This is a genomic window from Streptomyces sp. NPDC059989, from assembly GCF_042736975.1.
Classification (GTDB): domain Bacteria; phylum Actinomycetota; class Actinomycetes; order Streptomycetales; family Streptomycetaceae; genus Streptomyces.
In genome coordinates, this window is the sequence record NZ_JBHWUO010000014.1 from 157593 (window position 1) to 180581 (window position 22989).

Sequence of the window (22989 nt, forward strand, 5' to 3'; positions counted from 1 at the left end):
CCGTGTCCGCCCCCGTCGGCCCGGCCCCGCGCGGTCGGTGCGCGAGGTACGGGCCACCTCCATACTGCCCCCTGTCACGGCGGGCCGTGCCACGGCGGCCGGCGGGTCAGTCGATGCGGCGCGCCGCTCCCAGCAGGCCCGCTTCCGCTTCCGTCCCCTGGGTCATCACGAACTGCCGGTCCCGCGGCGTGCACCACAGCGTCACGCCGTCGCCCAGCGTCGGCAGCGAATCCACGGCCCGCCGCGAGAGGTTCATCAGGCGGCCGATCTGTTCCGCCTCGTCCGGGGACACCCGCTGCACACCCACCAGCGAGGACTGCTGGAGCAGCCGCGGCGCCGTCGGGCTCAGGTACGGCAGCAGCGTCAGCACCGACTGCCAGGGTCCGGCCACCACGCGCCCGCGCGGCGGCCGCATCCCGCAGTCGCGGATCACCAGCACCGGGCTGCCGGCCGAGGCGCCCTGCGGCGGCACCCGGCCCACCTCGTGCAGGGTCACGCACTGCTGCCCGCCGCCCGCGGCCTGGGCCAGCCCGGACCACACGTGCCCGCGCCCGGTCTCCACCGCCACCCGCGCACCCGTGGCCGCCGCGCGCAACGCCAGCACCTGCGCCGTCCACAGACCGCCGATCAGCGTCACCTCGTACGGCGTCGGCCGGTTGATGCCGAGCACCGCCGGGCGCCCCTCGGCGTCCACGCCGATGACGACCCCGTCGTCCCCGACGGGCAGTGCGAGCACGTCCAGGTCCGCGGCGGGCACCACGTGCCGCTCCCGGCGCGGGCCGACCAGCCCGAAACCGCCCCTCATCGCGCTCCTCCCAGCGGCAGCGAGGCCAGCAGCCCCGGCACCTGTTCACGGTCGAGCCGGACCAGCCCGGTCTTCACGCCCCGCGCCGTCCGCTCCAACTCGCGCCGAGCCGCGACCAGTTCCTCGTCGCTGCGCCCCGTCACCCGGACGTGTCCGGTCAGCGTCACGCCGTGCCGGTCCGCCGGGGCCAGCGTCAGGCTGAAGTTCGTCGCGAGGGCGGGCAGCGAGGTCAGCAGCGCCACGAACTGCGGCAGCGCCGCCGCTCCCGCGCCGCCCAACTGGGGCCAGCGGCCTATCCAGTACGTGGTGTGCCGCCGGTCGTCGCAGCGCCAGGTCCGCGGGGTCTCCTCCGTACGCCGCCCCGTGCTCGCCGACCGCCCGGCCTGGGTGATCGCCATCGGGTTCGCGCACGAGGAGGTGGCGAGGGCCGCGGTGAGCTCCTGCTCGGTGAGCACGGTGGCCTTGAAGCCGGCCCCGGTCAGCCGGCTCGCCAGCTGGTCCGCCGCCCGCACCACGCACCGCTGGGCACCCGCCAGCCCGCCACCGCGCGCGGTGACCGCCTCGGGGCACAGTTCCGGGTCGAGCTTGAGGGCGATCCACGTCAAACGCACCGCCGGGGTCCCCGTCTTGGCCTGCAGCGGCGCGTAGTTGCGCGTGGCCATGGACTGGGCCGGCAGGTGCGGGGCGGGCGCCGGCTGGGTGTGCTGCACCAGCTGCGCGGACTCCAGCCGGATGCCGTCCACTTCGAGGATGTCCCGTACGACGGCCAGCGGCAGCGGCCGCGCCCCCCGGTCGGGACGCAGCGCGGTGGCGTCCGTGTCCACCTGGACGACCGCGGTCAGGAAGGTCCCGTCGCCGATCATCCCGACCGGACGCCGGTCCCGGTCGCTGAACGTCAGGGTGCGCAGCGCCGGATCGGCCTCGACCAGCGGGGCCAGCCCCGGCTCGGTGCCCGCGGGCACGTGCAGCGAGGCGGCCCGGCGCCGTCGCGCACGCAGGGCGAGGGCGCTGCCGATCCACTCGGGCAGGGATCGCTGGTGCCGCCGTACGACCGCGAGGACCACCAGGACGAGCGCCAGGACACCGGCGGGAACCAGGAGCATCGGGTCGACCACCCAGGCCGCCAGCAGCCCGGCCACGGCGACCTGAAGCAGTACAAGCTGTTGCAATCGGAACGGGCCGAAGCGGCCGGGGCTCGACTCCGGATGCGGAGTCACCCCGCCCCGTGCGGGTGCGGCCGCGCCCGTCTGCGGCTGCGTCGCGGTGGCCACCACTCGCACACCTCCCCTTTCAGGGGGCGGACCCTGTGAGTTCCGACGCCGCGCGACACCCGCCGCATGGCCCCGGAATCTCCAAAATCCACCCCAACAAGCCCTGATGCCCCTGATGACCCCTGAATACTGCAGTCCGGGAGGTGCTGAGCGGCAGCCTCACCCTACCCGGCCCCTGCATACCGTCCGTCAAGAGGCATAGTAGGTGCCCGGTCCGACAATCGAGGCCCGGGGACCGTACTCACCGGCCGGGCCGTGCGGGGAGAAACAGGCGGTCATGGCATCACGACGTGATGAGCTCAACGCGTACACCTTTGCGAAGCGGCGCACGGTGGCTGCGTTCCTCCAGCCGTCCGCGACGGGGACCGAGGAGGGCGCCCCGCGCCCGCTGCGCGCGGTCCTCCCCAGCCTGATCGTCGCCGCGGTCGTGATGGCGGCCTTCGGCGCCTGGGGCATGTTCAAGCCGACGGCCCCCAAGGGCTGGGCGGAGCCGGGCACCCAGGTGATCGTGGGCAAGAACTCGACGACCCGCTACGTGGTCCTGACGACCAAGGTGGACGGCAAGGACCAGACCCGGCTGCACCCGGTGCTGAACCTCGCCTCCGCCCGACTCCTGCTGGATCCCTCGAAGTTCAAGGTGATCCAGGTCGAGGACAAGATCCTGGACCAGGGCAAGCCGCCGCGCGGCCCCATCATCGGCATCCCGTACGCCCCCGACCGGCTCCCCGCCAAGGCGGACGCCGCCAAGGCCAAGCGCTGGGCCGTCTGCCAGCAGCCGGGCGGCAACGGGCGCGGCGTGCAGACCGCCACCTTCGTCCTCGCCGACCGCGACACGCACCTCACGGACGACGCCCGCAGGCTCACCGACACCCAGTCGCTGTACGTGCAGAGCACCGGCCCGGGCAAGGAGCGCTACCTCGTCGACGCGGCGGGCACCAAGTACAAGTTCCCCGAGGGCACCCCGGCCGCCGGGACGATGACCACCGCCCTCGTCGGTACGGGCGCCACCCCGCAGCAGGTCACCGAGCAGTGGCTGGCGACCCTCAACTCCGGTGACGACCTGGCCTTCCCGCAGCTGCCCGGCAAGGCGGGCGACCCCGCCAACGTCAAGGGCCTGGTCACCGCCGACAACAAGGTCGGCATGGTGCTCATGGCCCAGACCGGCTCCGGCACCCAGCACTACGTGGTGCTGCCCGGGAAGGTCGCGCCGGTCTCCGACTTCGCCGCCTGGCTGCTGATCTCGGCCCCCGCCACCGACGGCCTCAACATGCACGGCAAGCCCCGCGAGATCGACCTCCAGTCCCTGAACCCCGACCCCGGCCCCTTCGCCGGCGACCGCAAGTGGCCGCAGAAGAAGACCGATCGGATCAACCAGGCCGGGCCGGCCGCCGGCGGCGGAGCGCAGGCGAAGGAGTCCGAGGACCGCGACACCGTCTGCAACGTCCTGCGCTCCGTCGACGCCCAGGGCGGCCAGACCCTCAGCACCTGGGCCGGCACCGGCTTCCCCATCGACATGACCGCCAGCGGCACCAGCGCGTACGTCACCCCCGGCTCGGGCCTGCTCTACACCCAGGTCCAGGGCAAGCAGACCACCGCCGGCGGCTCCCTCTTCCTGGTCACCGACACCGGCCTGCGGTACGCCGTCCAGGCCAACGGCGACAGCGACGCCGAGCAGTCGAAGATCGGCGCCCCCGACCAGCAGGCGAAGGGCGGCGGCGCGCCCGGTGCCCCCGAGCCCAGCCAGGCCCAGATCCGGCTCGGGTACGCGGGAGTCACACCCGCCATGGTGCCCAAGGCCTGGTCGGACTTCCTCTCCAAGGGACCGCGCCTGGACACCAACTCCGCCCGCCAGCCCCAGGGTTCGTGAGGAAGCCGCCGATGACCCAGCTCCCGAGGCGGCGGCGCGCGCTGCTCGCCGCCGCCTTCACCCTCGCCGCGCCGGCGGTCCTCCTGCCGGCCGCGGCCGCGCCCGCCGGCGCCGCGACGCAGCCCCCGTACGCCTTCCCGCTCGACGGCGCGGGCGAGTGCACCTTCCCCATGAAGAAGCAGATCGAGGACCGCCCCTGGGCCCTCCAGCGGCTCCTCCTCGACGAGCTCTGGGCGAGCACCAAGGGCAAGGACGCGGCCGGCAAGAGCGTCCGGGTCGCCGTCATCGACACCGGCGTGGACCGGGCGAACCCGCAGCTCAGCGGCGCCCTCGACACCGGCGCCGGCAAGGACTTCATCGACCCCAAGGGCGGCGACGGCACCACGGACACCGTCGGCCACGGCACCAAGGTCGCCGGACTGATCGCGGCCCGCCCCCAGGAGGGCACCGGCTTCGTCGGCCTGGCCCCGGAGTCCACGATCATCCCCATCCGGCAGAACGACGGGCAGGGCAAGGGCAACGCCAAGTCCCTCGCCGACGCGATCGACCACGCCGTGTCCAAGGGCGCCCAGGTGATCAACATCTCCCAGGACACCGACGTCCCGCTCTCCGCCGACTCCGACCTCGGCAAGGCCGTCCAGAAGGCCATCGACGCCAAGGTCGTGGTCGTGGCCTCGTCGGGCAACGACGGCCTGAGCGGCGAGAAGCGCAAGACCTACCCCGCCGCCTTCCCCGGCGTGCTCGCGGTGGGCGCCTCGGACCGCAACAACGAGCGCGCCCAGTTCTCCCAGCCCGGCGACTTCCTCGGGGTCGCGGCGCCCGGCGTCGACATGGTCTCCACGGTCCCCGGCTTCGGCCAGTGCATCGACAACGGCACCAGCTTCTCCGCGCCGTACGTCGCCGGGGTCGCCGCCCTGCTCCGCGCCAAGCACGGGGACTGGACCCCGCAGCAGATCATCTGGCAGATCCAGAACACCGCCGAACGCTCGGTCAAGGGCCGCGACGACTACGTCGGCTGGGGCATCGTGGACCCGGTGCGCGCCCTCAGCCAGGACCACGAGCCCCCCAAGGCCCCCGTCCCGGACCCCGGCCCGCCCCCGGCGGCCGCCCCGGAGGCCGCCGAGCTCCGGCTCACCGAGACGGCCCAGGAGCGCGAGGAGCGGTTCGGCACGTACGCTCTCGGCATCGGAGCCGTCCTCATCGCCGTCATCGCGGGCGCCGCGACCGTCATCCGGGACGCTCGGAACCGACGACGCCGTTTGCAGTGAACGGTCACAGTTCATCTACAGAAGCAGGCCACCGGTGTTGGGCCGCGACGATGAACTGGCTAGAGTGACACCAGGCTTCACGACTGTGATCGGGGGATTCGCGTGAAGCGGAGGGGGACGTCCGGGCGCGTGGCTCAAAACCGCGCCGGTACATGTCCGCTCCGCCACGCAATCCGCCGGTTCTGCCGGCGAATTGAGAAGTGAGGAGCTTCGGGATGAGCAACAATTTCGGACTTGCAGACGATCCGATCGTCCAGGCCAAGACCAAGATCTCCGAAACGGCCGATGCCGTCACCACCCAGGCCCGCGAGCTGGCCGACATCCTCGCCACGGTGAGCGCCGGCTGGACCGGTGTGGGTGCTTCGGGCTTCGTCAGCGCCCAGACGGTGGTCAATGAGGACCACGACCAGATCCGCCGCCTCCTCGGAGTCCTGCACAACGCGGTGGCGCAGACCAAGAACCTGAGCAACGCCCAGGACGACGACGTGCGCGCGGCCTTCAAGGCCGTCCAGGCGAGCGCGGGCGGCAACGGCTCCGGCCTCAACTCCATCTGACCCCCGCCGTTTTCCGGTAACCCGCTCAGCGCGAAGGAGAAGAACATGGCTGGTACTGACGGCCACACCAAGGTCCAGTACGAGAGCGTCCAGCAGATGGCCAACCGCATCCGCCAGGTCTCCAAGAAGATCGTCGACGACCTGGCCGCGATGGACCAGGCGCTGAAGGTCGTCACGGACACCTGGGACGGTGAGGCGCACGCCCAGTACATCCAGCTTCAGGCCAAGTACAAGGGCAAGGCCGACCACATGAAGAACACGCTGGAGCAGGTCGCCCAGCTCATCGAGCGCGGCAAGGACGACTACCGCGCCACCGACCAGAAGGCCTCGCGCCTGTTCACCGAGGCCTTCTGAGCCCGGTCCGTACGGTCGCACGTACGGAGGTCGTTCCGCGCCGAAGGGGCGCGCCCGCACCGGGCGCGCCCCTTCGGCGTATGCGCGTGTCCTGTCCTGTCGTGTCCCGTCGCGTCCCGTCGTACGGGGCCTCAGGGCTCGTGGCGGTCCAGGTCGAACTCGCCGTCCCGGGCCCCGAGTACGAAGGCCTCCCACTCGGCGGCCGTGTACCGCAGCACGGTGTCCCGGTCCAGCGAGGAGCGCATCGCCACCGCACCCTCGGGCAGCCGGGCGATCTCCACCCGCTCCTCGTCCGGGCTGGTCCCGGGCGGACCTTCCCACTCCACGCCGCTGATGTCGAGCGCGTACAGCTCGTCCTTCTCCTGCTGGGTGCCCATGTGCGGCCTTTCCCCTCGGTGGCGCGGTCTTCACCGCCGATTATCGGCGCTGCGCGCCCCGAGGGGACAGCTTTCCTCACATCCCCGGCATCCGCCCCAGCTGCACCAGCGAGGTGCCCCGCCTGCGCGTGGCGAAGTACGCCCGGCCCGGCGGCATCGGACGCGGCCGCACGTTGCCGACGAGGTCGCCCTCGGACGGGTCGCCGGACAGGACGACGCCCTGCGCGCCCAGCTCCTTGATCCGCTGCATGAACGGCTCGTACATCGAGCGCGAGGCACCCGCCGAGTTCCGCGCGATGATGAAGCGCACGCCCGTGTCCCGGGCGAAGGGCAGGAACTCCACCAGAGGCGCCAGCGGATTGCCCTGGCTCGTGGCCACCAGGTCGAAGTCGTCGATGATGATGAACACGTCCGGGCCCGTCCACCAGCTGCGGTCGCGCAGCTGCTGCGGAGTGACGTCGGTCGGCGGCTGCCGGCGCGAGAACACCCCGCCCAGCGCCTCCATGTGCATCTGCAGGGAGCTCGCCATCGGCGCGTACTCCAGCAGGTGCGCCTCCGGCAGCGCCCCGAGCAGGCTGCGCCGGTAGTCGCCCACGACCAGGCGCGCCTGGTCCGGCGAGTAGCGCTCCGCGATCTGCTGGGCGATGAGCCGCAGCAGGTTCGTCTTGCCCGACTCGCTCTCGCCGAAGACGAGGAGGAACGGGTCCGACTCGAAGTCGACGAACACCGGCTCCAGATCGGTCTCGTCGATGCCGATCGCGATCCCGCGGCCGGGGTGCTCCCCGCCCTTGGGCAGCTGGTCGGCGTGGAGCAGCCGCGGCAGCAGCCGTACGCCGGGAGCCGCGGGCCCCGCCCAGTTCTGCTTCACGGCCTCCACGAAGGCCGCCGTGGCCTCCGACAGGTCCCCGGACTCGTGCGAGCCGTCGATCCGCGGCAGCGCGCCCAGGAAGTGCAGCTTCTCCGCCACCTGGCCCCGGCCCGGCATCCCGGCGGGGACGTTCGCCGCCACCTTCCGGTCGAACTCGGAGTCCATGACGTCGCCGAGCCGCAGCTCCAGCCGGCTCAGCATCTGGTCCTTGAGCGCCGCCCGCACCTCCATGTAGCGCGCCGCGGTGATCACCACGTGGATGCCGTAGCCCAGACCGCGGGCCGCGATGTCCGTGACGACCTGCTCCAGGCCCTCGTACTCGCCGCGGAAGTTGCCCCAGCCGTCGATGACGAGGAACACGTCGCCCCACGGCTCACCGGGCAGGTCGCCCGCGGCCCGCCGGCGCCGGTAGGTGCCGATCGAGTCGATGTTGTTCGACCGGAAGAACTCCTCGCGGCGGTTGAGGATGCCCCCCACCTCCGCGACCGTACGCCGCACCCGCTCCGGGTCCAGGCGCGAGGCGATCCCGCCCACGTGCGGCAGCTCGGCCACCGCCGACAGGCTGCCGCCACCGAAGTCCAGCCCGTAGAACTGCACTTCGCGCGGGGTGTGCGTGAGCGCGAACGAGGAGATCAGCGTGCGCATCAGCGTCGACTTGCCCGACTGCGGACCGCCGACCACCATCATGTGGCCCGCCGCACCCGAGAAGTCCCGGTACAGCACCTCGCGCCGCTGCTCGAACGGCTTGTCGATGAGGCCCAGCGGTACGACGAGCCCGCCGGGCCGCGTGTACCCGTCCGCGTGCAGCCCGCGCTCCGCGCTCGGCGCCAGCGCCGGCAGCAACTGGTCCAGCGGCGGCGCCTGGTCGAGCGGCGGCAGCCACACCTGGTGCGCCGGCACCCCCTGGCCCTCCAGCCGGCTCACGATCACGTCCAGCACCGTGTCGGCGAGCGCGTCGTCCTCCCGCGAGGGCTGCGCCGCCAGGTACGCCGGGTCCGGGGCCGCGTACACGACCGGCACCGGGACCGCCGTGAACAGCGCGGGCCGCCGCTCCACCGGGAACAGGCCCACCGACAGGTCCGGCCCGCCCGAGCGGTAGGTGCCCGAGACGTACGCCGCCTTGAAACGGGTCATCTCGTCCGTGCCGAACTTCAGATAGCCCGAACCGGGCACCGACGGCAGGTGGTAGGCGTCCGGCACGCCGATCGCGGTCCGCGACTCCGCCGCCGAGAAGGTCCGCAGACCGATCCGGTACGAGAGGTAGGTGTCCAGCCCGCGCAGCTTGCCCTCCTCCAGGCGCTGCGAGGCCAGCAGCAGGTGCACACCCAGCGAACGGCCGATGCGGCCGATCTGGATGAACATGTCGATGAAGTCGGGCTTCGCCGTCAGCAGCTCGCTGAACTCGTCGATGACCAGCACCAGCGAGGCCAGCGGCTCCAGCGGGGCGCCGGCCGCGCGGGCCTTCTCGTAGTCGTGGATGTTGGCGTAGTTGCCCGCCGAGCGCAGCAGCTCCTGACGGCGCTGCAGCTCGCCGCGGATCGAGTCGCCCATGCGGTCCACGAGCGTGAGGTCGTCCGCCAGGTTCGTGATGACGGCCGCCACGTGCGGCATCTGCCCCATGCCGGTGAAGGTCGCACCGCCCTTGAAGTCGGCGAGTACGAAGTTCAGCGTCTCCGAGGTGTGCGTGACCGCCAGGCCCAGCACCAGCGTGCGCAGCAGCTCCGACTTGCCGGAACCGGTCGCGCCCACGCACAGGCCGTGCGGGCCCATGCCCTCCTGCGCGGCCTCCTTGAGGTCCAGCATGACCGGCGCGCCGTCCTCGCCGACACCGATCGGCACGCGCAGCCGCTCACCGGCCGACCGCGGCCGCCAGGTCCGCGCCACGTCCACCGCGGCCGCGTCGCCCAGGTTCAGCAGGTCCGTGAAGTCCAGGTTGGCCAGCAGCGGCTCGTCCTCGTCCCCGCCGCCGGTGCGCAGCGGCGCCAGCTGCCGTGCGAGGGCCTCCGCCGCGGGCAGCGACAGCGTGTCCGGGGTGCCCTCGTACGCGATGCCCGCGCCCGACTCCAGGCGCAGCCGGCCAGGACGCACCACGACCGACAGCCCGCCGCGCGGCTCGTCCAGCTCGCCCGCGACCACCTCGACGATGGTCACGCCCTGCAGGCCCTCGGCCGCCGCGAACGCGGAGTCCGGCGGCACCATCCCGCCGTCGAGCACCACCACCAGGTGCGGCTGGTCCAGCACCGGGGACACCTCGCGGCTGAACCGCGGCCGCCCCTCCAGCCGGGGGCCCAGCAGCCCCTCCAGCTCGGCGAGGTGATCGCCGAACAGCCGCTTCGTACCGGCCCCGTCGACCTGCCCCGGGACCTGCGTGTGCGGCAGCCACTTCGTCCAGTCCCACGAGGGCACCGCACCCGGCGCGGCCACCACGGCCACCATCAGGTCCTCGGGGGAGTGCAGCGTCGCCAGCTGCGCCACCAGCGCCCGCGCCGTGCTGCGCGCCGACTCCGGCTCGCCCGACACCGTCACGTGGTAGAACGCCCGGATCGACACCGCCACCGGCAGCCCGTCCAGCGAGGAGTGCACCTTCAGGAAGCGCTGCATCGCGCCCGCCGTCAGCGGCTCCAGCTCGTCCACGGGCGCCGTGTCCGGAGCCACCAGCGCGGTCGACAGGCGCTGCGCGCCCAGCCCGAGCCGGGCCTGCCCGAAGTCCTGGTCGCCGACCCGCCGCTCCCACAGCCGCGACCCCTCGGCCACCACGGACCACAACTGCTCGGGAGCCGGGTGCAGATACAGCTGCGCGTCGCGCTGGGCGCGCGCGGTCCTGCGTACCTGACGACGCGTCTGCGCGAGGTATTTGAGGTAGTCCCGGCGCACATCGGCCATTTGCCCCTGCGTACCCCGGCGGTGCCGGACCAGCTGGGCAATGATCATCCCCACCGTGGACGCCAGCATCAGCACGCCCATGATGCGCATGATGGGCATCGGCGTCATGAAGAAGAAGACGACGGAGGAGCCCATGCCGAGCATCGGCAGGAGCTGCATCAGCATGCCCTCCTGCTGACCCCGCGGGAGTTCCGGAGGAGCCTCCAGTCTCAGCTCGTCCGAAGGCACTTCGGGCGGCAGGGACCGCGGCGGGCGTTTGACGACGATCTGGCTCACCGGAGCATCAATCCCTCGAAAACGGACGGGACGTCGCAACCGGCGGCCCCAAGTCCCGGGCGCGAAGGGGGTCTCCTCCGCGCGACGGTGATCCTACTTGCCGACAGTCGGGCATTGGCCCGGTAGGGTGGCGCGCGCAGCATGCGCATCCGCGAATCGTCCGCCACCGCGGACAGCAACAAGGGGGGTCACACAGGTGAGTACGGCCGCAACGACGGGCTTCTGCAGGGTCACCGTCGTGGCACCTGACAGCCGGATCGACGTCGCCCTCCCCGAGGACATCGCCGTCGCCGACGTCTACCCCGAGCTGCTGCGCCTCACCGGCCAGACCCAGCCCGTCGGCGCCCCCACCGGCTTCCACCTCGTACGCCGCTCGGGCACCGTCCTCGACGGCGCGCGCACGCTCGCCGCCCAGCAGGTCCTCGACGGCGAGGTGCTCAGCCTGCGCCCCTTCGCCGAGTCCCTGCCGCCCGCGGTCTTCGACGACGTCTCCGACGCCGTCGCCTCCGCCGTCGTCCGCGACCGGCACCGCTGGAGCGACGACATGCTGCGCGGCGCGGGCCTGGCCGGCGCCGCCCTGCTCCTCGTCATGCTCGGCTTCGTCCTCTGGTACGCGGACCCGCTGCGCCACGACATGCACGGACTGCCCGGCATCATCGCCGGCGCCACCGGTGTCCTGCTCACCGCCGTCGCCGGAGTGCGCGCCCGGGTCTACCGCGACCGCGGCTCCGCCGTCGCGCTCGGCCTCGGCGCCCTCCCGCACCTGCTGATCGCCGGCTCCGGCATCATCGCCCCCGCCGCCGGCCAGGGCCCCGGCCGGCTCCAGTTCCTCCTCGGCTGCGTCTGCGTCCTGATCGCCTCCGTCGCCCTGGTCGCCCTCACCCCCAGCGGGGACGCCCCCTTCGTCGCGGCCACCTTCGTCGCGGCCACCGGCACCCTGGCCACCTTCGGGGCCATCGCCACCGAGGCCTCCGCGACCGACGCCGCCGCGGTCTGCGCGCCCGTCGCCATCGGCCTCGTCGCCTTCCTGCCCGGCCTCTCCGCCCGCTTCGCCCGCCTGCCCATCGGCTACGCCGCACCGCAGAGCGCCACCGAGGACTACGAGACCCCGGACCGCTACGAAACCGAGCCGTACGGTGACCAGCCCGGCTCCGACCAGCTCGAGCAGGGCACCCCGCTCGACGCCGAGCAGATCGCCGCCCAGGCCCGCCGCGGCCACGAGATGCTCCTCGGCCTCGTCGGCGGCTGCGCCGCGGTCGCCGTCGGCGCCTCCGCCGTCCTCGGCTTCTCCGACAACACGTGGGGCCGCCTGCTGGCCCTCACCACCGGCCTCGCCATGCTGCTGCGCGCCCGGCTCTTCCGCTACACCTCCCAGGTCGTCTGCGCCCTGGCCGCCGGCCTCGTCGCCATCGCCCTGCTGATCCTGGGCCTGGCCCTGCACCCGCCGATGGACCTGCTCGAAGCCCTGGTCCTGAAGCAGGATCACAGCGGCCTGGAGCTCCGTACCATCTGGCTGACCGCCGCGGTCGCCGCCGGCGCGGCCCTCCTCACCGGAATTGCGCTGGTCATTCCCCGCAAGGGTCTGTCACCCTTCTGGGGGCGACTCCTCGACCTCACCGAGGCCGCGGTCCTGCTCAGCCTGGTCCCGCTGACCCTGGCCGTGCTGGACGTGTACTCCCGGGTTCGGGCTCTCACCAGCTGAGACAGGGGGCAGCGGCAGCCTGGTACGCTGGGTGACGGCCGTTTGTGTACGCGCCCCCGGAATCCTCTGGGAGCTGCGCTCAGCGGACCCCGCCTCCCGAGTTACGGAAGCTCCCCAGAGACTCAGACCTGGGGCACTCGGTGGCAAAGAAGACCTGATACGAGGAGTACGCGTGCCGCTCGACGCCGCTACGAAGAAGCAGATCATCAGCGAGTTCGGTGCCAAGGAGGGCGACACCGGCTCTCCCGAGGTCCAGGTCGCGATGCTCTCCCGCCGCATCTCGGACCTGACCGAGCACCTGAAGACGCACAAGCACGACCACCACTCCCGTCGTGGTCTGCTCATCCTGGTCGGCCAGCGTCGCCGCCTGCTGCAGTACCTGGCCAAGAAGGACATCCAGCGCTTCCGTACGCTGGTGGAGCGCCTCGGCATCCGCCGCGGTGCGGCCGGCGCCAAGTAACACGCCGTGAAGGGAGCGGTTCCCACATCCGGGGGCCGCTCCCTTTGCTGTACGTGCGGACCGGACCGGACCCTTTGTAGTCTGGAACGGACGCACGTGTACGTCGGAGAAGACGCAAGACGTCACGCATGACGTACGAAGACGTGCACAACTGAAGAGGAGGAGCGCCCTCCCTACGCCGCCGGTCCTCGGTAGTGGCACCCGGAATGCCCCAGCGGGCACCGAACCGGATGCTTCGATCGAAGACCGGCCCCCAGGCCAGGAGCGCTTCTCCGCAACCGTCCGCCGCCACACGGGCCGCGGACGGAGACGACGAAAATGGAGAAAACGCTAGTGGAGAACGAGACCCACTACGCCGAGGCCGTCATTGACAACGGTTCCTTCGGCACCCGCACCATCCGCTTCGAGACGGGCCGTCTGGCCCGCCAGGCCGCCGGCTCCGCCGTTGCCTACCTGGACGACGACACGATGGTGCTTTCCGCCACCACCGCGTCGAAGAAGCCCAAGGACCAGCTCGACTTCTTCCCCCTGACGGTGGACGTCGAGGAGCGCCAGTACGCGGCCGGCAAGATCCCCGGTTCCTTCTTCCGCCGCGAAGGCCGCCCCTCCGAGGACGCGATCCTCACCTGCCGCCTGATCGACCGCCCGCTGCGCCCGTCCTTCAAGAAGGGCCTGCGCAACGAGATCCAGGTCGTCGCCACGATCATGGCGCTCAACCCGGACCACCTGTACGACGTCGTCGCGATCAACGCCGCGTCCGCGTCCACCCAGCTGGCCGGCCTGCCCTTCTCCGGCCCGATCGGCGGCGTCCGCGTCGCGCTGATCCGCGGCCAGTGGGTGGCCTTCCCGACGCACACCGAGCTCGAGGACGCCGTCTTCGACATGGTCGTCGCGGGCCGCGTCCTGGAGGACGGCGACGTCGCGATCATGATGGTCGAGGCCGAGGCCACCGAGAAGACCATCGCCCTCGTCAAGGGCGGCGCCCAGGCGCCGACCGAGGAGATCGTCGCCGCGGGTCTCGACGCCGCGAAGCCGTTCATCAAGGTCCTCTGCAAGGCCCAGGCCGACCTGGCCGCCAAGGCCGCCAAGCCCGAGGGCGAGTTCCCGGTCTTCCTGGACTACCAGGACGACGTGTACGAGGCCCTCGCGGCCGCCGTCAAGGGCGACCTCTCCCAGGCGCTGACCATCGCGGGCAAGCAGGACCGCGAGGCCGAGCTGGACCGCGTCAAGGAGATCGCCGCCGAGAAGCTCCTCCCGGCCTTCGAAGGCCGCGAGAAGGAGATCTCCGCCGCGTACCGCAGCCTGACCAAGGCCCTGGTCCGCGAGCGCGTCATCAAGGACAAGGTCCGCATCGACGGCCGCGGGCTCACGGACATCCGTACCCTCGCCGCCGAGGTCGAGGCCATCCCGCGCGTGCACGGCTCGGCGCTGTTCGAGCGTGGCGAGACCCAGATCCTGGGCGTCACCACCCTCAACATGCTCCGCATGGAGCAGCAGCTGGACACCCTCTCCCCGGTGACCCGCAAGCGCTACATGCACAACTACAACTTCCCGCCGTACTCCGTCGGCGAGACCGGCCGCGTCGGTTCGCCGAAGCGCCGCGAGATCGGCCACGGCGCGCTCGCCGAGCGCGCGATCGTGCCGGTCCTCCCGACCCGCGAGGAGTTCCCCTACGCGATCCGTCAGGTGTCCGAGGCCCTCGGCTCCAACGGTTCGACGTCCATGGGCTCGGTCTGCGCCTCCACCATGTCGCTGCTGAACGCCGGTGTGCCCCTCAAGGCCCCCGTCGCCGGTATCGCCATGGGCCTGATCTCCCAGGAGATCGACGGCAAGACGCACTACGTCGCCCTCACCGACATCCTCGGTGCGGAGGACGCCTTCGGCGACATGGACTTCAAGGTCGCCGGCACCAAGGAGTTCGTCACCGCCCTCCAGCTCGACACCAAGCTGGACGGCATCCCGGCCTCCGTCCTGGCCGCGGCCCTCACGCAGGCCCGCGACGCCCGCCTCCACATCCTCGACGTGATGATGGAAGCGATCGACACGCCGGACGCGATGTCCCCGTTCGCCCCCCGGATCATCACCGTCAAGATCCCCGTGGACAAGATCGGCGAGGTCATCGGCCCCAAGGGCAAGATGATCAACCAGATCCAGGAGGACACCGGCGCCGAGATCACGATCGAGGACGACGGCACCATCTACATCGGTGCCGCCGACGGCCCGGCCGCCGAGGCCGCCCGCGCCACGATCAACTCGATCGCCAACCCGACCATGCCGGAGGTCGGCGAGCGCTACCTGGGTACGGTCGTCAAGACCACCACCTTCGGTGCCTTCGTCTCCCTGATGCCCGGCAAGGACGGCCTGCTGCACATCTCGCAGATCCGCAAGCTCGCCGGTGGCAAGCGCGTGGAGAACGTCGAGGACGTGCTCGCGGTCGGCACCAAGGTCCAGGTGGAGATCGCCGAGATCGACCAGCGCGGCAAGCTCTCCCTGATCCCCGTGATCGACGGCGAGGCCGCCGGCGACGACGCTGACAAGGACGACTCCGACAAGTGATGTCGCGTAGTTCCCGTGTGACGGCCCGCCCCTCTTCGGAGGGGCGGGCCGTCGCCCGTACCCAAACCCTCCTCAAGGGGAGCAACGGCATCGGCACCGTCCGGCGCACGGTCCTCCCCGGCGGACTGCGCATCGTCACCGAGACGCTGCCCTCCGTCCGCTCCGCCACCTTCGGCATCTGGGCGCACGTCGGCTCCCGCGACGAGACGCCCACGCTGAACGGCGCCACGCACTACCTGGAGCACCTCCTCTTCAAGGGCACGCACAAGCGCAGCGCCCTCGACATCTCCTCCGCGATCGACGCGGTCGGCGGCGAGATGAACGCCTTCACGGCGAAGGAGTACACCTGCTACTACGCCCGGGTACTCGACACCGACCTGCCGCTCGCCATCGACGTGGTCTGCGACATGCTCACCGGCTCGCTGATCCGCGAGGAGGACGTCGACGCCGAGCGCGGAGTCATCCTCGAAGAGATCGCGATGACCGAGGACGACCCGGGCGACATGGTCCACGACCTGTTCGCGCAGACCATGTACGGCGACACCCCGCTGGGCCGTCCCGTCCTGGGCACCGTCGACACGATCAACGCCCTCACCGCCGACCGGATCCGCCGCTTCTACAAGAAGCACTACGACCCGAGGCACCTGGTCGTCGCCGCCGCCGGCAACATCGACCACAACAAGGTCGTCCGCCAGGTCCGCGCCGCCTTCGAGCAGGCCGGTGCGCTGACCCGCACCGACGCCGAGCCGATCGGCCCGCGCTCCGGCACCAAGCGCATCCGCACCGCCGGCCGCGTCGACCTGGTGGGCCGCAAGACCGAGCAGGCCCACGTGGTCCTCGGCATGCCCGGCCTGGCCCGCACCGACGAGCGCCGCTGGGCGCTCGGCGTGCTGAACACCGCCCTCGGCGGCGGCATGTCCTCCCGCCTCTTCCAGGAGGTCCGGGAGAAGCGCGGCCTGGCCTACAGCGTGTACTCGTACACCTCGGGCTTCGCCGACACCGGCCTCTTCGGCGTCTACGCGGGCTGCCGCCCCAACCAGGTCCACGACGTGCTCCGGATCTGCCGCGACGAGCTCGACAAGGTCGTCACCGACGGGCTGAGCGACGACGAGATCAAGCGGGCCGTCGGCCAGCTCTCCGGCTCCACCGTCCTCGGACTGGAGGACACCGGCGCGATCATGAACCGCATCGGCAAGAGCGAGCTCTGCTGGGGCGATCAGATGTCGGTCGACGACATGCTGGCCCGGATCGCCGCCGTGACCCCGGACGACGTCCGCTCGGTCGCCCAGGATGTACTGGCCCAGCGGCCCTCGCTCGCGGTGATCGGCCCGCTCAAGGAAGAGCAGGCCGCCCGCCTCGACGAGATCGTCGTCGCCTAGTCCCGTACGCGAATGAAGGAAGCAACATGAGCAAGCTGCGCGTGGCAGTCCTCGGCGCTCAGGGCCGCATCGGCTCCGAGGCCGTCAAGGCGGTCGAGGCCGCCGACGACATGGAGCTGGTGGCGGCCCTCGGCCGCGGCGACAAGCTGGAGACGCTGGCCGAGGCCGGCGCCCAGGTCGCGGTCGAGCTGACCACCCCCGCCTCGGTGATGGAGAACCTGGAGTTCCTCGTCCGCCACGGCATCCACGGAGTGGTCGGCACCACCGGCTGGACCGAGGACCGCCTCGCCCAGCTGAACACCTGGCTCGCCGGATCCCCGGCGACCGGCGTGCTCATCGCCCCGAACTTCTCCATCGGCGCCGTCCTGACGATGAAGTTCGCCGCGCAGGCCGCCCGCTACTTCGAGTCCGTCGAGGTCGTCGAGCTGCACCACCCGAACAAGGTCGACGCGCCCTCCGGCACGGCGACCCGTACGGCGCAGCTCATCGCGGCCGCCCGCGCCGAGGCCGGCTGCGCACCGCAGCCCGACGCCACCGCCACCGCCCTCGACGGCGCGCGCGGCGCGAACGTCGACGGCGTCCCGGTGCACGCCGTCCGCCTGCGCGGCCTGCTGGCCCATCAGGAGGTGCTCCTCGGCGCCGAGGGCGAGACCCTGACCATCCGTCACGACTCCCTGCACCACAGCAGCTTCATGCCGGGCATCCTGCTCGGCGCCCGCCGCGTGACGCAGACCCCGGGCCTCACCTTCGGTCTGGAACACTTCCTCGACCTGGGCTGACTGGGCTGATTCAGATGCGCGCGAAGATCACGTACTTCCTCACGGCCGCCGTCCTGGTCGTCTACTTCGTCCTGGTCGGCAGCCGGGGCCTGCTGCTGATCCAGCACGGCACCTGGCTCACCGTCACCTTCGGCGTGGCCGTGCTGATCCTGCCGGTCATCGGCGTGTGGTTCCTGTGGAAGAACACGCAGTTCGTCACGAAGGCCAACCAGCTCGGAGCCGAGCTGGAGAACGAGGGCGGACTCCCCGTCGACGAACTCGAACGGGACCGGTACGGCCGGATCCTGCGGGACTCCGCCGACGAGGTCTTCGCGCGCCGCAAGGCCGAGACCGAGGACGCGCCGGGCGACTGGCGCACCTGGTTCCGCCTCGCGGTCGCCTACCACGACGCCCGCGACACCCCGCGGGCCCGCAAGGCCATGCAGCGGGCGATCGCCCTGCACGGCAAGGAGCCCGCACAGGTCTGACACCTGTACGGGCTTCCGGCGCGGGCCGTCGGACGACTCAGGCGGGCACGGGCCGGTACTCGTCGGCCCAGGCCCCGACCTCGTCGGCGGCCCGGTCGAAGGCCTCGGCCCGCGACAGGAAATCGGCGTTGTGGTCGGTCAGCAGCACCGGCAGCTCCGCGCCGCCGTGCCCGGCCACCGTCAGGGCCTGCCCCTGTACGGTCCGCGGCAGACCGAGCCAGCGCACCGGCTGCTGCACCGTCCGCAGCTCGGCGATCTCGCTCCACGCGATCGAGCGGGTCCGGAAGAACCCCACCCGGCGCAGCCCCGTACGGCTCACCCAGACGCCCGCACGCAGCAACTGCACCGCCGATCCGACGACGGCGAGCGCGGCGACCAGGCAGACCACGGCCCCGGCCGAGGCGCCCGCGAAGGCGACGATCATCGTCGCCAGCAGCATGAAGGCGGACAGCAGGAGCAGCAGAGCGGCGCCGGCCACCCGCCAGGGACCCGGCCGGTAGGGCCGCCGCCAGCGGTCGTGGTCGACGTGGGCCAGCGCCTCGTCGCCGTCGTCACCCGCGTCGGACACGCCGTCGGCCGTCAGGAAGGGCAGGGGCACGGCTGGACCTCACTCACATGCACGTTCGGTTGGGCTGTGACCGTGAGGCTACCGCCCCTCGGACGCCTCCGACTGCTGCGACTTCGTCGGTGCCTTGCTGGGCTCCAGCGCGGGCATCCCGAAGAGCAGCGAGCCGGCGAGCCCCGCAACCACGGTCAGCCCGACCAGACTACGGGCGGCGATCTGCGTCTTGCTCAGACTCTCGCGCGGCGGCGGAGTGACGTTGCTTCGGAAACGGTCGGCCTCGGCGACGAAGGCGAACGGGACGGGCTCGCGCCGGCGAAACATGAAGGGACGCTCCTCACTCTTCACGATCAGTGGTTGCCATCAGGTAGGACGTTCGAACCGCCCAATCGGTGCCGGATTTCGGGACATTAACCAAATTTCATGGCTGTGCGTCAGCTGTCCGCGCGGCCGGGCCGCGCCAGGAGTCTGCGCCGGGAGCGGCCGGAAGCGCCGTAGAGTGGGCGCGCCCCAGGACGCACGTTTGGAAGGACCCCCCGGTGAGCGAGAACGCCGCTTCAGATCTGAAACCCAGCTTCCGCAGTGATGTGACGGTGGAGCTGGTGAAGCACTCCGCCGCCGACTCCGACGTGCTGTGGGCCGCCCGGGTCTCCACGGCCGGCGAGCAGTCCCTGGAAGAGCTGCAGAAGGACCCGGAGCGTTCCAAGGGCCTCATCAACTACCTGATGCGGGACCGCCACGGCAGCCCGTTCGAGCACAACTCGATGACGTTCTTCATCAGCGCCCCGATCTTCGTGTTCCGGGAGTTCATGCGTCACCGGGTCGGCTGGTCCTACAACGAGGAATCGGGCCGCTACAGGGAGCTCGAACCCGTCTTCTACGTCCCGGACGCCGAGCGCAAGCTCGTCCAGGAGGGCCGCCCGGGCAAGTACGTCTTCGTCGAGGGCACCGAGGCCCAGCAGGAGCTGACCGGCCGCGTCATGGAGGACTCGTACCGCCAGGCCTACGAGGCCTACCAGGAGATGCTCGCCGCGGGCGTCGCCCGGGAGGTTGCCCGTTCGGTCCTGCCCGTCGGACTTTTCTCCTCGATGTACGCCACCTGCAACGCCCGGTCGCTGATGCACTTCCTCGGCCTCCGTACGCAGCACGAGCTCGCGGCCGTTCCGTCCTTCCCCCAGCGGGAGATCGAGATGGTCGGCGAGAAGATGGAGCAGCACTGGGCGAAGCTCATGCCGCTCACGTACGCGGCCTACAACGCCAACGGGCGCGTTGCCCCGTAAGGGCCAGGTACGAGTGCGACGTACAGATGTGCGGAGTCAAGTCCTAAGTGTCCGTATTGCGACGTTTCGTAAAGTTCATCTAGGCTGATCAAACGGACCCGGCACTGCTTGAACCCCCGAGCAGGCAGTGCCGGCGTCCAACACTCTGTTGACGTCCCCCGAGGGGACACCGCGAGCATGGCAGCGAGTAGCGTGTTACCCATGGCTCCGATCTCGACTCCGCAGACCCCCTTCGGGCGGGTCCTCACCGCCATGATCACGCCCTTCGCGGCGGATGGCACTCTCGACCTCGACGGCGCGCAGCAGCTCGCCGTCCACCTGGTGGACGCAGGCAACGACGGCCTGATCATCAACGGCACCACCGGTGAGTCGCCGACCACCACCGACGCGGAGAAAAACGACCTCGTACGAGCCGTCCTCGAAGCCGTCGGAGACCGCGCCCACGTGGTCGCCGGGATCGGCACGAACGACACCCGCCACACCCTCGAGCTGGCCCGCCAGGCCGAGGCCACCGGCGCCCACGGCCTGCTGGCCGTGACCCCCTACTACAGCAAGCCGCCGCAGGAGGGCCTCTACCGGCACTTCACGGCGATCGCCGACGCCACCGGGCTGCCGGTCATGCTCTACGACATCCCCGGCCGCAGCGGTGTCCCGATCGAGACGGAAACTCTCGTCCGGCTGGCCGAGCACCCCCGTATCGTGGCCAACAAGGACGCCAAGGGCGACCTCGGCCGCGCCAGCTGGGCCATCGCGCAGAGCGGCCTGGCCTGGTACTCGGGCGACGACATGCTGAACCTGCCGCTCCTGTCGGTCGGCGCGGTCGGCTTCGTCTCCGTGGTCGGCCACGTGGTCACCCCCGACCTGCGCGCCATGCTGGAGGCGCACCAGGGCGGAGACGTCCAGAAGGCCGCCGAGATCCACCAGAAGCTGCTCCCGATCTTCACCGGCATGTTCCGCACCCAGGGCGTGATGACCACCAAGGCCGCCCTGAACCTGCAGGGCCTGCCCGCGGGCCCGCTGCGGCTCCCGCTGATCGAGCTGACCGCCGAAGAGACGGCCCAGCTCAAGATCGATCTTGCGGCCGGCGGGGTACAGCTCTGACAACAGACTTCACAACTGAATAAGCACGATCAAAACAGACAACAGCAAGTGCACGAATGACATGCGCGCCACGTGCCTTACGAGGTACGTGGCGCGCGTGGTGAGGAGAGACTTTTGAGCCATCCGCATCCGGAACTCGGTCCGCCGCCCAAGCTGCCCAAGGGCGGCCTGCGAGTCACCCCCCTGGGTGGTCTCGGCGAGATCGGCCGCAACATGACCGTCTTCGAGTTCGACGGCCGCCTGCTGATCGTCGACTGCGGCGTCCTCTTCCCCGAAGAGGAGCAGCCGGGCATCGACCTGATCCTGCCGGACTTCTCGTCCATCCGGGATCGCCTCGACGACATCGACGGCATCGTGCTCACGCACGGCCACGAGGACCACATCGGCGCCGTCCCCTACCTCCTCCGGGAGAAGCCGGACATCCCGCTGATCGGCTCCAAGCTGACGCTGGCCCTCATCGAGGCGAAGCTCCAGGAGCACCGCATCCGCCCCTACACCCTCGAGGTGAAGGAAGGCGAGCGCGAGAACCTGGGCCCCTTCGACTGCGAGTTCATCGCGGTCAACCACTCCATCCCCGACGCCCTGGCCGTCGCGATCAGGACCCCCGCGGGCCTGGTCGTCGCCACCGGCGACTTCAAGATGGACCAGCTCCCGCTGGACAAGCGCCTCACCGACCTGCACGCCTTCGCGCGCCTGAGCGAAGAGGGCATCGACCTCCTCCTCTCGGACTCGACGAACGCCGAGGTCCCGGGCTTCGTCCCGCCGGAGCGCGAGATCTCCAACGTGCTGCGCACGGTCTTCGCGAACGCCCACAACCGGATCATCGTGGCCAGCTTCGCCAGCCACGTGCACCGCATCCAGCAGATCCTCGACGCCGCCCACGAATACGGCCGCCGGGTCGCCTTCGTCGGCCGCTCGATGGTCCGCAACATGGGCATCGCCCGTGACCTGGGCTACCTGAAGGTCCCGCCGGGCCTCGTCGTGGACGTCAAGACCCTCGACGACCTGCCGGCCCACGAGGTCGTCCTGGTCTGCACGGGTTCCCAGGGCGAGCCGATGGCGGCCCTGTCCCGCATGGCGAACCGCGACCACCAGATCCGGATCGTCCCCGGCGACACCGTGATCCTGGCGTCGTCCCTGATCCCGGGCAACGAGAACGCGGTCTACCGCGTGATCAACGGCCTGACCCGCTGGGGCGCCAACGTCGTCCACAAGGGCAACGCCAAGGTCCACGTCTCGGGCCACGCCTCCGCCGGCGAGCTGCTGTACTTCTACAACATCTGCAAGCCGCGGAACCTGATGCCGGTCCACGGCGAATGGCGCCACCTGCGCGCCAACGCCGAGCTCGGTGCCATGACGGGCGTCCCGAAGGACCGCATCGTCATCGCCGAGGACGGCGTCGTCGTCGACCTGATCGACGGCAAGGCCCGGATCTCCGGCAAGGTCCAGGCCGGCTACGTGTACGTGGACGGCCTCTCGGTCGGCGACGTCACGGAAGTCCACCTCAAGGACCGCAAGATCCTCGGCGACGAGGGCATCATCTCGGTCTACGTCGTGGTCGACAGCTCCACGGGCAAGGTCGTCAGCGGCCCGAACATCCAGGCCCGCGGCTCCGGCATCGATGACTCGGCCTTCGGCCCGGTCATCGTGAAGATCGAGGAGGCCATCGCCCGCGCCGCCTCGGACGGCGTGGCCGAGCCGCACCAGATCCAGCAGCTCATCCGCCGCACGATGGGCAAGTGGGTCTCGGACAGCTACCGCCGCCGCCCGATGATCCTCCCGGTCGTCGTCGAGGTCTGACCCTCGCCGTAGCGACCTCACCGGAGCGGGGCAACCGGATTTGCATCCGGGGGCCCCGCTCCAGTACGTTTACGTCTCCACCCCGCACGACACCCGGGCACACACGTGTGCCTGTACCTGTCGCGTGGGCGGGTGGGAATCAGCACTCAGGGAGACCTGATAAAGTCTGATCCACCCGAAAGGGAAAGGCCCCCCGAAGGCCATCGGAATTCCAATCCAACCGCTTCTTCAGGAAGCAGGGACGGAAAAGAATCTGATAGAGTCGGAACCGCCGGAAAGGGAAAGCGCGAAAGCGAAGAACCTGGAAAGCAAGCGAGACTGACTCTGATAGAGTCGGAAACGCAAGAACAGAACGAAAGCCCGGAGGAAAGCCCGAGAGG

19 protein-coding genes are annotated in these 22989 nt (G+C 70.9%); 13 read left to right on the plus strand and 6 right to left on the minus strand.

Annotated features, from left to right (window positions below):
• Window positions 1–106: 106 nt before the first annotated feature.
• Entirely contained in the window at window positions 107–805 is a 699-nt protein-coding gene (locus tag ACFWBN_RS15425) for a hypothetical protein (RefSeq protein WP_385176550.1), read from the minus strand.
• Entirely contained in the window at window positions 802–2079 is a 1278-nt protein-coding gene (gene eccE / locus ACFWBN_RS15430) for a type VII secretion protein EccE (RefSeq protein ID WP_385176553.1), read from the minus strand. The genes ACFWBN_RS15425 and eccE overlap by 4 nt, the downstream gene beginning before the upstream one ends.
• A 274-nt stretch (window positions 2080–2353) precedes the next feature.
• Between eccE and eccB the strand changes: the two genes are divergently transcribed.
• The 4 genes from eccB (at window position 2354) to ACFWBN_RS15450 (ending at window position 6119) form a co-directional block, all read left to right on the plus strand.
• Window positions 2354–3943, plus strand: a complete 1590-nt coding sequence (gene eccB / locus ACFWBN_RS15435) for a type VII secretion protein EccB (RefSeq protein ID WP_385176556.1) — start codon at window positions 2354–2356, stop codon at window positions 3941–3943.
• 11 nt (window positions 3944–3954) lie between these two features.
• A complete protein-coding gene (gene mycP / locus ACFWBN_RS15440) occupies window positions 3955–5211 on the plus strand; it encodes a type VII secretion-associated serine protease mycosin (protein ID WP_385176559.1) in 1257 nt (418 codons plus the stop codon).
• A gap of 215 nt (window positions 5212–5426) precedes the next feature.
• The gene (locus tag ACFWBN_RS15445; protein WP_385176562.1) at window positions 5427–5765 is read left to right on the plus strand and encodes a WXG100 family type VII secretion target; all 339 of its coding nucleotides are present in this window, start codon (window positions 5427–5429) and stop codon (window positions 5763–5765) included.
• A 45-nt stretch (window positions 5766–5810) separates the two neighbouring features.
• Entirely contained in the window at window positions 5811–6119 is a 309-nt protein-coding gene (locus ACFWBN_RS15450) for a WXG100 family type VII secretion target (RefSeq protein WP_385176565.1), read from the plus strand.
• A gap of 131 nt (window positions 6120–6250) precedes the next feature.
• Here the strand turns inward: ACFWBN_RS15450 and ACFWBN_RS15455 are convergent, their stop codons facing one another.
• Both ACFWBN_RS15455 and eccCa read right to left on the minus strand, forming a co-directional pair.
• Entirely contained in the window at window positions 6251–6496 is a 246-nt protein-coding gene (locus ACFWBN_RS15455) for a DUF397 domain-containing protein (protein WP_327264736.1), read from the minus strand.
• 76 nt (window positions 6497–6572) lie between these two features.
• Window positions 6573–10523, minus strand: coding sequence for a type VII secretion protein EccCa (gene eccCa / locus ACFWBN_RS15460; RefSeq protein WP_385176569.1), 3951 nt, complete (start codon window positions 10521–10523; stop codon window positions 6573–6575).
• Between the two features lie 196 nt (window positions 10524–10719).
• On the opposite strand from eccCa, the gene eccD reads away from it, so the two are divergent.
• The 6 genes from eccD (at window position 10720) to ACFWBN_RS15490 (ending at window position 17866) form a co-directional block, all read left to right on the plus strand.
• Window positions 10720–12225, plus strand: a complete 1506-nt coding sequence (gene eccD / locus ACFWBN_RS15465) for a type VII secretion integral membrane protein EccD (RefSeq protein ID WP_385176572.1) — start codon at window positions 10720–10722, stop codon at window positions 12223–12225.
• 172 nt (window positions 12226–12397) lie between these two features.
• A complete protein-coding gene (gene rpsO, locus ACFWBN_RS15470) occupies window positions 12398–12685 on the plus strand; it encodes a 30S ribosomal protein S15 (RefSeq protein ID WP_031143997.1) in 288 nt (95 codons plus the stop codon).
• 333 nt (window positions 12686–13018) lie between these two features.
• Window positions 13019–15241 (plus strand): polyribonucleotide nucleotidyltransferase, encoded by a 2223-nt coding sequence (locus ACFWBN_RS15475; protein ID WP_385176615.1) that lies wholly within the window; start codon window positions 13019–13021, stop codon window positions 15239–15241.
• The gene (locus ACFWBN_RS15480; protein WP_385176575.1) at window positions 15238–16620 is read left to right on the plus strand and encodes a M16 family metallopeptidase; all 1383 of its coding nucleotides are present in this window, start codon (window positions 15238–15240) and stop codon (window positions 16618–16620) included. The genes ACFWBN_RS15475 and ACFWBN_RS15480 overlap by 4 nt, the downstream gene beginning before the upstream one ends.
• Window positions 16621–16646: 26 nt before the next feature.
• Complete coding sequence (dapB, locus tag ACFWBN_RS15485; RefSeq protein WP_385176578.1) at window positions 16647–17399, plus strand: 4-hydroxy-tetrahydrodipicolinate reductase; 753 nt, start codon at window positions 16647–16649, stop codon at window positions 17397–17399.
• Between the two features lie 14 nt (window positions 17400–17413).
• Window positions 17414–17866 (plus strand): hypothetical protein, encoded by a 453-nt coding sequence (locus ACFWBN_RS15490; RefSeq protein WP_385176581.1) that lies wholly within the window; start codon window positions 17414–17416, stop codon window positions 17864–17866.
• Window positions 17867–17903: 37 nt separating this feature from the next.
• On the opposite strand, the gene ACFWBN_RS15495 is transcribed toward ACFWBN_RS15490, so the two are convergent.
• Both ACFWBN_RS15495 and ACFWBN_RS15500 read right to left on the minus strand, forming a co-directional pair.
• The gene (locus tag ACFWBN_RS15495; protein WP_385176584.1) at window positions 17904–18464 is read right to left on the minus strand and encodes a PH domain-containing protein; all 561 of its coding nucleotides are present in this window, start codon (window positions 18462–18464) and stop codon (window positions 17904–17906) included.
• 48 nt (window positions 18465–18512) lie between these two features.
• The gene (locus tag ACFWBN_RS15500) at window positions 18513–18752 is read right to left on the minus strand and encodes a hypothetical protein (RefSeq protein WP_385176586.1); all 240 of its coding nucleotides are present in this window, start codon (window positions 18750–18752) and stop codon (window positions 18513–18515) included.
• 215 nt (window positions 18753–18967) lie between these two features.
• On the opposite strand from ACFWBN_RS15500, the gene thyX reads away from it, so the two are divergent.
• From thyX to ACFWBN_RS15515, 3 genes are all read left to right on the plus strand, one after another.
• Complete coding sequence (gene thyX, locus ACFWBN_RS15505) at window positions 18968–19708, plus strand: FAD-dependent thymidylate synthase (RefSeq protein ID WP_385176589.1); 741 nt, start codon at window positions 18968–18970, stop codon at window positions 19706–19708.
• Window positions 19709–19909: 201 nt separating this feature from the next.
• Window positions 19910–20809 (plus strand): 4-hydroxy-tetrahydrodipicolinate synthase, encoded by a 900-nt coding sequence (gene dapA, locus ACFWBN_RS15510; RefSeq protein ID WP_385176592.1) that lies wholly within the window; start codon window positions 19910–19912, stop codon window positions 20807–20809.
• 114 nt (window positions 20810–20923) lie between these two features.
• Window positions 20924–22609: a ribonuclease J gene (locus ACFWBN_RS15515; protein WP_385176595.1), complete on the plus strand. Its 1686-nt coding sequence runs from the start codon at window positions 20924–20926 to the stop codon at window positions 22607–22609.
• The last annotated feature ends 380 nt before the right edge of the window (window positions 22610–22989 follow it).

Excerpts from the sequence above, each read along its gene's own strand:
- ACFWBN_RS15425 (WP_385176550.1), bottom strand. The coding sequence starts at position 805 with ATGAGGGGCGGTTTCGGGCTGGTCGGCCCGCGCCGGGAGCGGCACGTG.
- eccB (WP_385176556.1), top strand. The coding sequence starts at position 2,354 with ATGGCATCACGACGTGATGAGCTCAACGCGTACACCTTTGCGAAGCGG.
- mycP (WP_385176559.1), top strand. The coding sequence starts at position 3,955 with ATGACCCAGCTCCCGAGGCGGCGGCGCGCGCTGCTCGCCGCCGCCTTC.
- ACFWBN_RS15445 (WP_385176562.1), top strand. The coding sequence starts at position 5,427 with ATGAGCAACAATTTCGGACTTGCAGACGATCCGATCGTCCAGGCCAAG.
- ACFWBN_RS15450 (WP_385176565.1), top strand. The coding sequence starts at position 5,811 with ATGGCTGGTACTGACGGCCACACCAAGGTCCAGTACGAGAGCGTCCAG.
- ACFWBN_RS15455 (WP_327264736.1), bottom strand. The coding sequence starts at position 6,496 with ATGGGCACCCAGCAGGAGAAGGACGAGCTGTACGCGCTCGACATCAGC.
- dapB (WP_385176578.1), top strand. The coding sequence starts at position 16,647 with ATGAGCAAGCTGCGCGTGGCAGTCCTCGGCGCTCAGGGCCGCATCGGC.
- ACFWBN_RS15490 (WP_385176581.1), top strand. The coding sequence starts at position 17,414 with ATGCGCGCGAAGATCACGTACTTCCTCACGGCCGCCGTCCTGGTCGTC.
- ACFWBN_RS15500 (WP_385176586.1), bottom strand. The coding sequence starts at position 18,752 with ATGTTTCGCCGGCGCGAGCCCGTCCCGTTCGCCTTCGTCGCCGAGGCC.
- dapA (WP_385176592.1), top strand. The coding sequence starts at position 19,910 with ATGGCTCCGATCTCGACTCCGCAGACCCCCTTCGGGCGGGTCCTCACC.